This is a genomic window from Pseudobacter sp. (assembly GCF_051955275.1).
Taxonomy (GTDB): domain Bacteria; phylum Bacteroidota; class Bacteroidia; order Chitinophagales; family Chitinophagaceae; genus Pseudobacter.
The window spans coordinates 1-13,933 of record NZ_JBQCGW010000284.1; the positions used below are offsets into that span (position 1 = coordinate 1).

Genomic DNA, 13,933 nt, shown 5'->3' on the forward strand with positions numbered 1-13,933 from the left:
GGCACACCTACCGCCACTATTCAGTATGCCACGCCGCTATGTTCTTCTGCAGGCACCGTTCCCGTCAGCAGAACAGGGACTGCTGGGGGTACTTATACCGCCACTCCTGCAGGCTTGTCAATTGATCCTGTTACAGGCGCCATCAATACGCAGCTAAGTTCGCCCGGTACTTATGATGTCACATATACTATCGCTCCTTCGGCGCCTTGTCCAGGTTTTGCCACCAGGGCAACTGTGACCATCACGAAAGCTCCGTCGGCTACTATCAGTTATCCATCTCCGTTATGTAACGTAACCAATACACCGCTTACTCCCAACAATTCTGTGCCAGTAACACAAACCGGAACAACAGGCGGTATCTACTTAATATCACCCGCCACGGGATTAAACATTGACGCCAATTCGGGTACGATAACTCCTTCAAACTCCACTGCAGGTACCTATACCATTACCTATACTATCCCTGCAGCCGGCGGATGTCCTGTATTTACAACGTCGGCCACTGTGGTGGTGAACGGCACTCCAACAGCCACCATCAGTTATCCGGGTTCTCCATATTGTAATGGAATTACTCAGTTACAACCTGTAACGGCAACGGGAAATACCGGTGGTGTATTTACATCCACTGCCGGGTTGGCGGTGAATCCTGTTACAGGAGCTATCAATCCTTCTTTAAGTGTACCCGGCACGTATACCGTAACGTATACTATTCCTCCTCTGGCTTCCTGTTTTGCATTCACTACTACTGCCAGTGTAACAATCACGGAATCGCCAACTATCAGCGTGACTAATCCTGCAGAAACAATCTGCTCAGGAGAAACTGCCATTTTCAGGACCGTTTCTTCTCTGGCAAATACAAGCTTAAGCTGGAATGTAACCGGATCGCTGCCTCCTGGCGTATCTGGTATTTCATCAGGAAATATTCTGGCTCCGGCTTCGGATATTCGCCTCTCCTTTACCAATACAGGTACCACGGGACAAACTATCAGCATACAGGTTGTTCCTGTTAATCCTGCACAGAATCCCTGCGCCGGACCACCAGTGGTAATACAGCTTACAGTCAATCCGATATCACCGGTGCCTGTCATCAGTGATACGATCAAATATTGTCAGGCTGCTCCTGCTGCTCCACTTATGGCAGGTATTGCACCAGGCCACCGTCTTATCTGGTATGACGATAATGGTCAGATACTATCTGCTGCACCTGTACCTTCCACCACAAACCCTGCTCAATTTATTTATTATGTAAGCCAGGTAAATGCGAACAATTGTGAAAGCCCCAAAAAGAAAGTGGTAGTGGTGATCAATCCAACACCCGCTATCAGCTATGATGCGATTAAAGAGCCTACCGATTGTGGCATTCCTTCCGGAGCGATCCTACTGACTGTTACCAATATCAATAGCTCAACGCCCATCGCCAATGCAGCTTTTGAGATCTATTATAATAAAGATCATTCAGGCACTGTTACAGGCCCGGTTGCCGGCAGCACCAATGCACAGGGCGCGCTGAACCTTGCTCTTTCTGCGGGCACTTACGCAAATGTTAGAGTCATGCTGAATGGCTGTGCTTCCAACACACTCGCAGGTCCCTATACATTGAAAGATCCCAGTCCACCCGGAAAACCAGCCGCGGGATACAATGCAAACCTGTGCAGTAACGATACACTTAGGTTAACAGCCCTGTCCGTACCCGGAATTCTGGGCAATGGCACTCCTAATGGCACTGTGCCCGTCAGGTATGTTTGGGCAGGCCCCGCGTTTGGCAATACTGATTATATTACATCCAGCAGCAGTATCACACTGTCGCCGCCACTGGAACCAAAAGCAGGCCTTTATGTAGTGTATGCCATGCAGGGGAATTGCAGATCGGTTGAAACCACTTTCATGGTTACTGTGAAGCAGGCGCCCTCCAAGCCTGTAATCATTACCAGGAACCCGCTTTGTGTGGGTGATGATCTGCCACTACAGGCGGATAGCAGAATGCCTGGTAGCAGCCCGCAGATCAATTATACCTGGACTGGTCCTGGTTTAGCTGTACCGGTAAACTCTCAGCACACTGGCATTAACAAGGTCACAGTCAGAGATGGAGGATTGTATACCATTACAGCCACTTCGCCCGCCACCGGTTGCACTGCACAAACAGATACATTAATCAGCATTGGGAACTATCCTGATATCACATTTAATCAAGGTCCCGTAACCCTGCCAACTGGCACACTGTTGACGCTGAAGCCAAGGATACTCAATATCAATGCGCCGAACGTATTGCCCATACAGTCTTATGTATGGACTCCCTCGGCCGATATTAAATGTTACGGTAATGGATGCGACAGCGCGGTAGCTACTGTAAAAAAAGACATATGTTACCAGGTAAAAGCCACTAATATTTATGGCTGTAGTGATACTGCAAGCATCTGCATCAAAGCATTCTGTCAAAGTGCCCAGGTATTTATTCCCAATGCCTTTACTCCGGATGGCGACGGCCAGAATGATATTTTCATGGTAAGAGCAACCGGCATTGCATCTGTAAAATCATTCCGCATATTCAACAGATATGGGGGGATCGTTTTTGAAAAATACAATTTTGCACCTAATTCACCTGCTTACGGATGGAACGGCACGATAAAAGGACAGGCAGGTATTCCCGCGGTATATGTATATATAGCTGAGGTAGTTTGTGAGAACGGGACCTCTTATTCCTATCATGGCAACGTAACACTGTTACGATAAAAACAGGATCATGAAAACAATTTGTAAACTATTACCGGTAATAATATTTTGCACCGCAAGTACTGCAGGGTTCGCCCAGGATTTTCATTATTCCCAGTTTTATGAAATGCCCATGTTGCGAAACCCCGCTCTCACGGGCATGTTCCTGGGTGATATAAAAGTGGGTGCTGCATACAGGACTCAGTGGAACGGCATAACAGCACCTTACAAAACAATAGCAGTTGGTGCTGAATTCAAAATGCCTTCCAATGAGAACAGAGCTGTGCGGTTAAGTACAGGATTACAGGTGGACCGCGATGTGGCCGGGGATTCTAAGCTCAGCAAAACGCAGATCATGCCTGTTCTGAATTTTCATTTCCCCATTAATGGCGATGAGAATTCCTATGTATCTGCTGCTTTCGCTGGTTCGGTGGTGCATCATAGCTTTGACAGATCAGGCCTTACATTTGATGACCAGTTTGTAAATGGTACAGTTACAGGTAGCTCCAGCCAGAAATTCAATTTCAGCAACCGAACCTATTTCAACGGGGCATCGTTGGGCTTTTCCTATAATTATGGTGGGCTGGATGCCACAGACACCAGGTACTATCTGGGTGTTGCACTATTCAACATTGCAAAAAAAGAAACAGTTCCTTATTTCCTGGACACTATTAATGTGAAGTACAATAGAAAATTCAGTGCAAATGCAGGAGCTGTAATCCCAACGGGACCAGAGGACAGATTTACATTCTATAGCGACTATTTTAAACAGACGGGAAACTCATTGTTTCAGATCGGTGTATTATTCACCCACGATTTTTATCAGCATGATCTCGATAAAGACCTTAAAGAAGGGATTACGTTTGGGGTGATACACCGGTGGGGTGATGCTGTAATGCCGGTCATTAAATTTGAATACTACAATCTGGTGATGGGCTTTAGTTACGATGTGAACACCAGTCATCTCACAGTGGCTTCGAGGATAAAAAATGCATTTGAAGTGACCCTCTCTTATAAGGGATTTTTGAATATGAGAAATACTACTTTAAGACAGGTTTGGTGCCCGAAGTAAGCCTAAGATAAGGAGATTCAGTCACCTCCAGCCTCATTAGAAACTAGCCAGTTGGATAAACTGGCCCTTCCTGTAATATTAGTGGCAGTGAGCATTTGGAAACACGCCTGATGATCTAAAAAGTAAAAAAAGTCACTTTTTAAAGTGATATACCTATGTACCGGGCCTGCTGGCCAATGAATAATTTTGCCTCTGATGTTCAGACCAGCAATCATAGATTCTTTCAGAAACTACAGTTCCCGCGAACTCAACAAGGATATACTTGCAGGCTTGATCGTAGGGGTGGTTGCTCTTCCGCTGGCTATTGCATTTGCAATTGCATCCGGCGTTGCACCTGAAAAGGGAATTTTTACAGCTGTAATTGCCGGTTTCATTATTTCGATACTGGGCGGCAGTAAAGTGCAGATCGGAGGGCCCACAGGTGCCTTTATTGTTATCGTATATGGAATAGTGCAACAATACGGTGTTGATGGATTGGTAACGGCCACATTCATGGCTGGGATCATGCTTGTACTCATGGGAGTTGCGAAACTGGGAGTGGTGATCAGGTTCATTCCTTATCCGTTGATCGTAGGATTTACCAGCGGGATCGCTGTAGTTATTTTCTCCTCACAGCTGAAAGATCTTTTCGGCCTGCAGATAGCATCATTGCCCGCTGATTTCACAGGAAAATGGAAAAGCTTTTTTTTGCATTTTGCTTCAGTCAACTGGTATGCTTTTACTATTGCAGCCTTTACCATACTGGTCATATTTTTATGGCCGGCATTGACTCATAAGGTGCCCGGCTCGCTTGTTGCCATAGTGATAACAACAATTATCGTTCAAATATTCCATCTTCCTGTAGAAACGATCGGCAGCAGGTTTCCTTCCATACCATCCAGATTACCAGCCCCTGTTCTTCCATCAATTGATCTGACATCGATCCGGCAATTGATCCAGCCTGCATTTACCATTGCATTGCTGGGTGGGATCGAATCACTGCTTTCTGCAATGGTTGCAGATGGCATGACGGGAGGCAGGCACCGGTCGAATACAGAACTGATAGCGCAGGGAACTGCCAATATTTTTTCTGCTGCTTTTGGCGGCATTCCTGCAACAGGTGCTATCGCCAGAACAGCCACCAATATCAAGAATGGCGCCACTACACCTATTGCAGGCATCGTACACGCCATCACGCTTCTGCTGATCATCCTGGTTGCAAGTAAATTTGCCGCTTTGATCCCTATGGCCGCACTGGCAGGGATACTGGTAACAATAGCTTACAATATGAGTGAATGGAAAAACTTCCGGGCTATTACCAAAGGGTCGGCAAGTGATATTGCTGTTTTGCTCACTACATTCTTTTTAACAATTCTTGTGGATCTCACTGTAGCTATCGAGATCGGATTCATGTTGGCTGTATTCCTTTTCCTGAGAAAACTGATCCATTCAAGTAATTCAAAACTGTTGTCTTCCAGCGATACAGTTGAAGATACCGGAAATAAAGAAAAGTACGCGATACCTGCAGGAGTTGAAGTGTTTGAGATCACAGGTCCACTATTCTTTGGTGCTGCCTTCAAATTCAAAGAAGCACTTGGCGTGACCGGCAAATCGCCACGTTTGCTGATCCTGCGCATGGGCAAGGTTCCCATTATTGATGCCACTGGCATTCAGGCGATCAAAGAAGTGTATCTGGAGAATAAAAAACATGGGACCAGGCTGATACTGTCAGAAGTGAATAATGATCAGGTGAGAAATGAATTAAGAAAAGCGCGCTTGCTGTTTGCGATCGGGAAAGCCAATGTTACTGAAACTTTTGAACAGGCATTGGTAAGATCCAGGCAATTGCAAACAGACAATATATTGAAAGCCGGTTAAGCCGAACTAAAGCGGCGGGATATCTTTCAGGTCCAGCACAATGGCGCCCTGATGCGGCTTTATCCGGTATAATCCACCTGAAGTATCTGCTTCCATTTTTCCCTGCTTTACTTTCAGGTAGTAAATATGCCCGTCAAATTGGTACGTTGCCTTCATGCTCTCAACTTTATTAAAAGCGGTGTTAGCAGAAGAACCAACATAAAGTTTCAGAAACCAGTTTTCAGTATTCCTGTTACCCGTTGTAATAATTAATTTATTTTCCTGCAGCTTAATATTGAAGTTACCATTGTTACAAGGCCAGAAAACATTGGCAGTATTTCCCCCCCTGTTGCTGAATTCCGGTTCTCCCCCACTTATTTCCTGTTCATTTCCATCATTGGTTTCCATAAGCCGGAAGCCTGCTGCACGGTCAGGCTCCTTCCATTGAAAACCGTCTACAACAGGAAGTGTATAGAAAAAACTCTTATTCACGTTTGTTACACTCTTCAGGTATTTATCAGGTATGCTCTCGTTGAATAAATGAATATCGTCAATGGACAAATGATCATTTTCCCATAAGAGATTTGCACGGTAAAAACGACTATTGTACCAAAGGGTTTTCTTATTGCCGGTGCCAACGTCTTTAGTTGCGGCAAAGGTAGTAGCAGGTGTTAGTTTATAGGTTTTCCGGAACCAAAGTCCCGATTGTTCCATGGTTTCAACCTGTACTTTTCCTTCGCTTTTTAAGCGGGCGATGATGGGCATTTGCATTTCCAGTCCTTTTTCCATGGCAGCCCAGGTAAAAGAATTTTCCTGGCCTGCCTGCGTATATTGAAAACCAAGCACGGGATCGTTAGAGAAAATATCGAAAAACCAGTTAATCCATTGTTCATTTCCGCCTGCATGCGTATATACAGGCTCCAATGTGGTTACACTGCTTCCATCTGCATATTGACGTACAGGATCACTTCCCAACATTCTGAATACAGGTACAGGCAGCTGGTTTTCTGCATGCTGGGCAGGCATATAGGAATTGATGCGGCTTGGATAGTATGCCTGGTTCCAGTATCCGCCCCAGAGCGTGAACCCGTCTGTTCCTACTTGATCCTTGCAATTGGCAGAAGCAACTATTTTATAATTATCATACATATACCCCAGGCTGTGTGCGTCGATCACCCAGGAGGCCACAGATTTCGGATAGTATCCAAATATTTTTTTAAAGTCGTTGAAATAAACCTGGATGATTTTTTCACGTTCCGCCGGTGTATAACCTACAGAAAAACCAACATCAGAATGCCAATCCCAGGCATATTGTCCTCTCCATTTAATGCCGTCTTTTTCAATAAGTGGTTGCGGAAGCTCCCACCAGGCGCCAATTTCAAACTGATCTTTGGGAAGGCTTTTAAGTAAACTCTGATACCGTGGATCTATCAAAGCATCGTATTGCAGTAAAAAGGTCCCGCTTACATTGTATTTTTTCATCAGGTCAATCTGCTTGACAACGGTCTGGTAAAGTACATCTTTAGTTATAGCCGGATCGCGGGGCTCCAGTAACCTGATAAAGTTGACGATATTGATTATTCTTCTGGGATTCTCTCCGTTCTTAGAATCTTTCTGCGCATATATTTCATTCGCATAAAAAAGGGCGAGCATAAGAATAAGTGGCGCGGCGTAACGGCTGATTGTCATAAATTACTTTTGATAGGATGAGGTCGGTCAAATGGTGGATCTTCTAATTTCAAAAGTGGAATTATTATAACCGATTTTTCAGTAACACTATCTTTTTCCGGCTTTTAAATTTAGCCATTTTCGCCAATACGGGAAACTGTAATTCCAATTGAATGCTCTTGCCGGGAAAATTCACTTTTAAAGAAGGAAGAGTCCGGCCCAACTCCAACAACCTGATCGTTCAGGCGTATTTCACGTCAGATGCGGCTTTCACCAAAATAAATAACGGCAGCGAAACTATGATTTCGCTGCCGTCCGGTGGAGTGGAGTCCACCGGCAGATTGTCGAACCAATTAAAGGAATTATCTAAGATTTGATTTGTAAAACAATTAATAGATAGAATGGCTGTATCATTATTTCTGAACAGTTTTCGATAGCAGATATCTTGTCATGAAAATACCACTTGAACTCTGACCAGGGCTTAGTGATAAAGGGGTTACCTGTTCCAGCTTCCAACCCTTATCAGTATACTTTTTTAAAGTTTGGGTGATCTTCAGTTCGTTTGATTTGATATTCTTAAAATTAATACCCACCATACTGAACAGGTTCTCCAGGTCTGCTTCTTCCTGTGAAGCATCGGGATTGGTAATAATAATCTTTGAGCGACCTACGCCACCGCTAATCACTGATTCAACAGTGGTGACTTGCAGGAATTGTTTAATACTGTCTGTTTTATCCTGGGCTTGTAATAAACCCGCAAACGAAATACTTAATAAAAAACTGAGTAGATATTTTTTCATTGTAAGAAGAGATTTTAATGTTTTACAACATTAAAAAGATTTCGATTTCAATATAAAAATGCTCATTCTAAAGTTTTCTTAATTTCCCTTGGGACATTCCGGTGCTAAAGTTCAACTTGTGCCTGGTCGGATTCTTATGCAGGAATGTTACCGGACCCGATGAGAGAAGAGAAATTCTTTCTTATGAACTTTTATTAAAAAAACATTTAGCTGCGTATATATATTGTAAGTTTATCAGGTAAACCAAAATGCATGATCCCATTGGAAAAAGAACATGTCGAATATAGTGGAGACTGTCGAGCACGACTTATTATAAGGGGGCAATGGATTTATGGCGAAATTACTCCGATGCTGGTTCAAATATTTGCAATTAACTATGATTATTATTATGAAATCAATAAAGCTGATGGCTTCTTAGATAAAGAAGACAAGCCAAAATTGAATGAACTTGGTGAACAATATTTCATTGCCTGGCACGAAAACGATTTTTTTTCTTGGAGTGGTACCATAGATTATGGCGGTATAAGCCTTGAAGAAGCGAAGCAGGGGGCTCAAATGTTAGTGCAAGATAGGATTAAGTGGGATGCACCTATTACTCTCAACTATTTATAGAATTAATATCAATCCACTCTGGTTCTATGGCCCCGGGATCGGATAGAAATAAAAAGCCCCGCAATTTGCGAGGCTTACTGAACTGTGGGAGTTGACGGGTTCGAACCGCCGACCCTCTGCTTGTAAGGCAGATGCTCTGAACCAGCTGAGCTAAACTCCCTTTGTTGTGATCGGGGTGCGAAAATAAAGAAAGCGCCGGATATTTTGCAAAACATCCGGCGCTTTTTTTTCAAAATCTGATCGTTATTCTTAGTTGTAGTGATGCAGAGCCTGATAAGCATCTCATAAAATCCGCCCTGCATCTATGTTTCAGCGGGCATAAGACTCCAGGATCAACAAGAAAAATTATTTTTTCTTTCCGATCCTGTACAGCTCGCCGCCATCAGTTACAGCATACAATGCACCATCAGATCCGTTGAACACATCCCTGAAGCGCTCATTTTCTCCACGCAACAATCTCTCTTCACCAACCACTTTATTGTCTTTGATCACCAGTCTGGCGATGTGCATGGAGCTCAGGCCGCCGATGAAAAGATTGTTTTTCCATTCCGGGATCGCATCACCGGAATAAAATGCCATGCCACTTGGAGAAAGCACAGGGTCCCAGTAATAAACGGGTTGTTCCATGCCCGCTTTCTGTGTTGCGCCATCGCTGATCTTCGGTCCCGCATACTCTATACCGTAAGTAATAGCAGGCCAGCCATAATTTTTTCCGGCCTCGATGCGGTTGAGTTCATCTCCTCCCCTCGGCCCGAATTCATTCTCCCAGAGATCTCCTGTTACAGGATGCCAGGCCAGTCCCTGCACATTACGGTGACCGTACGACCAGATCTCGGGCCTTGCATTCTTATCATTTGCAAACGGATTGCCCGGAGCGGGTTTACCATCGGTAGTGATGCGAACGATCTTGCCCAGCCCACCCTGCAGGCTTTGCGCCAGGGGCCTGGTTTCTATATCGGAGCGTTCGCCCGTACTTACCATCAGGTAGCCTTTCTTATCAAACAGGATCCTGCCGCCATAATGGAGCGAGCTTTTATGAGCAGGTGTAGCGCGGTAGATCACGGTTGCATTCTGAAGGGTTTTACCATCCTCCGACAGTTTTCCTTTGGCCACAGCGGTAAGGTTGCCATCGGGCTGTTTTTCGGAGAATACCCAATAAACCATCCGGTTTTGCTTGAAAGCGGGATCCAGTGTGAGCCCGAGCAGACCGCCCTGACCATTGGAATTCACCGCTGGCGCGCCGGTGATCTTATCGCTCACCTTGCCATCTTTGGTTACCAGCCGCATGGTGCCGCCTTTTTCCGTGATGAGCAGGCTGCCATCAGGCAACTGGGCTATACCCCAGGGATTTTTCAGGTCGGAGGTGATCACCGTAAACTCATAAGGAGTTTTGGTTTTCACGCCTGCAATACGGGTCTGCCCCGCGAAAGCAGGCTTGTAGTCTGTATTCGGTTTTTCCGTTTCAACCGGCTTGCCGGTGCTGTCTGCGCTATTGTTTTCAGCGGAAATACTGGTAGTGGTGTCAGGGCTGTTACCGGCCGCTTTGGACTCGCCATTATTGCAGGCCACGGCTATAATGCTGATACCACAAATTACGTGAAGGAGATTTTTGTGCATGGTCAATTGGTTTTATCCGTAAAACAGATCACCTAAGTTAGTGTATTACGGACGATTTCCTATACCAACAAAAATCCTATGCCAGCTTTACCGCCATTATTCGACCGATTTGCCCGATTTTTAGATGGAGCGCGAAATATCAGGTCAGACAGGCTGCAATTCCATTTTCTTCTTTGCAACGATGGGTTTTGCAGCAGGTTTCTTCTTTTTTCGCTTGCCCCACCAGATGTAAAAGCCGGTCACCGGTAAAGAAGCAGCAATCAGGGATACGAAGAACATGAGGATCCGCCCCGGTAATCCGGCAATGGCGCCCACATGGATATCGTAGTTCATTCGGATGGCTTTTTCCTCTGCATCGGCCTGGGCATACCTGCCATACCATTTCACAGGGATCTCGGCGGCGCTGTACTGATCGAAATAAAGATTGTCTGCCTGGTAAAAGGTGTTTTTGTCGGGATAAGCACGAACGATCACCGAGGCGGAATCTGTCTGCGGAATATTCACCTGGAATCCTGCCGCCTGCGGAAAAGCAGTGGTCACTTTATCAAAGATCCTGTCGAGTGCAGGACTGGCTTCGGCTACAGCCGGCCTGTCTGATTTAGGCGCCGGGAATTTCGGCTTCGTTTCTCCCCCACTGAAAGCCCAGTAAGTGGCCTTGCTGGTCCATTCATAACTCCAGTACAAACCGGTAATGATGGTGAAGATGAGGATCCAGCTTACGTAGAAACCGAACACATTATGAAGATCGTAATTGAGACGTTTGGGAGATGCGCTCCATTTGACTTTGTAGCTTGACTTTCTCCTGGCCTTATTCCGTGGCCACCAGAGGATGATCCCACTGATCACCATCACTAAAAAGATCAGGGTGGAAGCACCGGTCACAGCCTTGCCAACCGGCTGTGGCAACCAGAGATACATATGCCCGTTCAGGATCCAGCGGAAAAACTCGGTATTCATATCCCGGGTCTTCAGCACTTCTCCTGTATATGGATTGAGGAAAACTGCGTACGAAAAGGGCTTTGGCTTTTTGCCGGAGAACTGAACGGTCACTGCCGTTTCCGGTCCTTTGATGAGAATGCGGGTGGGCTTTTTGCCGGGTAGTTGCGCTTCCGCGATGCGTTTCATTTCAGAAACAGGAATAAACGCCTTTTCCTGTTTTTCCACGCGCATATACGGCTGCGTTACCCAGCGGCTCAGCTCGGGTTGAAAGCAATAGATGGCGCCAGTGAGGCCCATAATAAACACAACCAGCCCGGTAGCAAGACCGAGCCAGAGATGTATTTGTAATATGAGCTTTTTCAAAGTCATGTTAGAATTTAAGTCCAAGGCTTACCAGGAAGTTGAGGGGTTTCTGGGCAATGCCATTGGAATTCCAGTAATGTTCGTTCAGCAGATTGTTTCCTTTCACAGAAACGCGGTAAGCCGGCTGATCATAAAACAGTGTAGCATTCACAAGGGTGTAGGAAGGCAGGATAAACTGGTTGGTTGATTCATACCAGCTGTCTGCTACATAGTTGCCACCTGCACCGATACCGAATCCTTTCATACTGCCTTTCAGGATCGTATAACTTACCCAGAGGTTTGCGGTATTTTTAGGGCTGGCAGTAACATATTTTCCAAGAAGCGCAGGGCTTGCTTTGGTGTATTTGTTTTCGTTGAAAGCATAACCGGTGATGATATTCAGACCAGCAACCGGAGCAGCTATCAGCTCTGCTTCCACACCTTTACTGCGCTGTGTTCCATCCTGCAGCGTAAAGATCTTTCCATCGATGGTTTCGTTACGGGTTGAATTGGTAACGGCAATATCATACACACTTACTGAACCGATCAGTTTATTGTGGAATAATTCCACTTTAACGCCGGCTTCCAACTGGTTACCATATTGCGGTTTCAGCGTCATGATGGTTCCGTCAGGTTGTGCGGCAGGTGCCAGGTTGATGAAGCCATTCATGTAGTTGGTGAAGATAGAAACCTGGTCTTTAACCACCTGGTACACTAATCCGAACTTGGGGCTCCAGGATGTCTGATTATAAGCTCCTGTAGTTTTCCCATCGGCAGGCGTAAAGGTTCCTTCAGAAATGAACCTGTCCATACGAAGACTGGCCATAGCTGTCAGTTCCGGCGTAATATTCAACAGGTCCGATACATATACACTATAGGTGTTTGATTTTGTTTTGCTGGCAGAAAAGCCGCGCTGCTGGCCCAGTAAAGTGATTTTATCTGAACTGATATTATTGATGCTGGCAGCTTGCAGGTTGATGGTATCAACGGGAATAACCACACGATAAAGGTCATTGTAATTGTAGTTATAGTCCAGTCCGATCACTACCCTGTTACGGAACCTTCCGATCATGAAATCACCGATGAAGTTCTGCTGGGCCTGGATATTGCCAAATGTTTCGGGCGTCTGGTTCCTGATGGAACGGCTCACAGAATCATTGTTCAGGAGGGTCAGGGTTGTCCAGAGGAAATCCTTATAGAATCCTTCAGAATACAGGTAGTTGGTCTGTGACTTCCATTTGTCTGAAATCCTGTATTCGATCTGCGCCTGAATATTGTTGACACCGTTATTGATATCAAGACTGTTATTGATCAGTGATTGCTTGTAGCCGATGGGAATATCCTTCATACTGCGGGCGGAGATCTTTGAAAGGTTGCCGAGTGCAAAGGAGGTAGTAGTGTAATTACCGCGTGTGAACTCAGCTTCCAGGTTGATGGTCAGGCGGTCATTCACATCATATCTGAAGCTGGGAGCAATGGTATAGTTCTTTGCGAAGCCCTGATCCTGGAAACTGCCTTCACTCTGGAATGCACCAACCAAACGGAAGTAGGCATTTTCTTTTCCTTTGATCGTAAGCGGTGTATTCACATCCGCCACGATACGATTGAAGGAGTTGCTGCCGCCTGTGTAGTTGATCTCACCACCGAAGGTTTCATAAGGCCTCTTGGTTACATAGTTATAGTTACCACCGAAAGTGATGCCACGGCCACCGCCGAATACAGTACCAACCGGTCCTTTGATAAATTCAACCCTGTCGATGATGGCAGCGTTCATGGGAACGATGGCGCTGGTAGCAAGGCCATTACGCGTTCCCTGGGTATTCTGGAAACCACGCATGGTCAAACCCTGAGAGCCACCTGCTGCGAAGTTGGGAATAGCACCTGGAACGTTGCGGTAGATCTCAGTACGCTCGGTAACGATCTGCTCGGTCATGATACTCTGCGCCACCACATTGTATACCTGCGGATTCTCCAGATTACGCAGCGGCATACGTGCAACCGTTTCTGTTCTTTTAGTAGCGAATCGGTTCTTTGCATGCACTATGATCACTTCCTGTAATTGCGCACCCGATACAGACAGCTGCAGGTTTAGCGCCAGGACCTGGTTCTTTTCAACAGTCACTTGCTGTACCAGCGGTTCAAATCCTACCAGTGTCACTTCAAGCTGATAAGTGCCGGGCTTTACTTTCTGCATCACAAAAGTTCCATCGTCCTCAGTAGTTACAAGGCGGTTGGTTCCTTTCAGCGAAACGGTTACGAAAGCGGCGGGTTTATTATCGTTGGTGATCACCTGTCCTTTGATGATACCGAAATCAGGATCTGTATCAGTAGAATTAGC

At 45.7% G+C, this 13,933-nt stretch carries 9 protein-coding genes and 1 tRNA gene; 4 read left to right on the plus strand and 6 right to left on the minus strand.

The window, feature by feature from the left end; genetic code table 11:
- The 3 genes from ACTHMC_RS24860 to ACTHMC_RS24870 all read left to right on the plus strand — a co-directional run.
- Positions 1–2,730, plus strand: a 2,730-nt coding sequence (locus ACTHMC_RS24860) for a gliding motility-associated C-terminal domain-containing protein (RefSeq protein WP_440417409.1), incomplete at its 5' end; no start/stop codon positions are given.
- A 10-nt stretch (positions 2,731–2,740) separates the two neighbouring features.
- Positions 2,741–3,781 carry a PorP/SprF family type IX secretion system membrane protein gene (locus tag ACTHMC_RS24865; protein ID WP_440417411.1) on the plus strand — a complete coding sequence of 347 codons (1,041 nt, stop codon included), beginning with the start codon at positions 2,741–2,743 and terminating at the stop codon, positions 3,779–3,781.
- Between the two features lie 195 nt (positions 3,782–3,976).
- Positions 3,977–5,638, plus strand: coding sequence for a SulP family inorganic anion transporter (locus tag ACTHMC_RS24870; protein WP_440417413.1), 1,662 nt, complete (start codon positions 3,977–3,979; stop codon positions 5,636–5,638).
- 6 nt (positions 5,639–5,644) lie between these two features.
- On the opposite strand, the gene ACTHMC_RS24875 is transcribed toward ACTHMC_RS24870, so the two are convergent.
- Positions 5,645–7,306 carry a hypothetical protein gene (locus ACTHMC_RS24875; protein ID WP_440417415.1) on the minus strand — a complete coding sequence of 554 codons (1,662 nt, stop codon included), beginning with the start codon at positions 7,304–7,306 and terminating at the stop codon, positions 5,645–5,647.
- Positions 7,307–7,698: 392 nt separating this feature from the next.
- Positions 7,699–8,085 carry a hypothetical protein gene (locus ACTHMC_RS24880; protein WP_440417417.1) on the minus strand — a complete coding sequence of 129 codons (387 nt, stop codon included), beginning with the start codon at positions 8,083–8,085 and terminating at the stop codon, positions 7,699–7,701.
- Positions 8,086–8,337: 252 nt separating this feature from the next.
- On the opposite strand from ACTHMC_RS24880, the gene ACTHMC_RS24885 reads away from it, so the two are divergent.
- Positions 8,338–8,697 carry a hypothetical protein gene (locus ACTHMC_RS24885; protein ID WP_440417419.1) on the plus strand — a complete coding sequence of 120 codons (360 nt, stop codon included), beginning with the start codon at positions 8,338–8,340 and terminating at the stop codon, positions 8,695–8,697.
- An 85-nt stretch (positions 8,698–8,782) separates the two neighbouring features.
- Here ACTHMC_RS24885 and ACTHMC_RS24890 read toward each other — a convergent pair.
- From ACTHMC_RS24890 to ACTHMC_RS24905, 4 genes are all read right to left on the minus strand, one after another.
- Positions 8,783–8,857: transfer RNA gene (locus ACTHMC_RS24890), tRNA-Val, on the minus strand.
- Between the two features lie 185 nt (positions 8,858–9,042).
- The gene (locus tag ACTHMC_RS24895; protein ID WP_440417421.1) at positions 9,043–10,314 is read right to left on the minus strand and encodes a PQQ-dependent sugar dehydrogenase; all 1,272 of its coding nucleotides are present in this window, start codon (positions 10,312–10,314) and stop codon (positions 9,043–9,045) included.
- Between the two features lie 144 nt (positions 10,315–10,458).
- On the minus strand, positions 10,459–11,622 hold the full coding sequence (locus ACTHMC_RS24900) for a PepSY-associated TM helix domain-containing protein (protein ID WP_440417423.1): 1,164 nt from the start codon (positions 11,620–11,622) through the stop codon (positions 10,459–10,461).
- Between the two features lies 1 nt (position 11,623).
- Positions 11,624–13,933, minus strand: a 2,310-nt coding sequence (locus ACTHMC_RS24905; RefSeq protein ID WP_440417425.1) for a TonB-dependent receptor domain-containing protein, incomplete at its 5' end; no start/stop codon positions are given.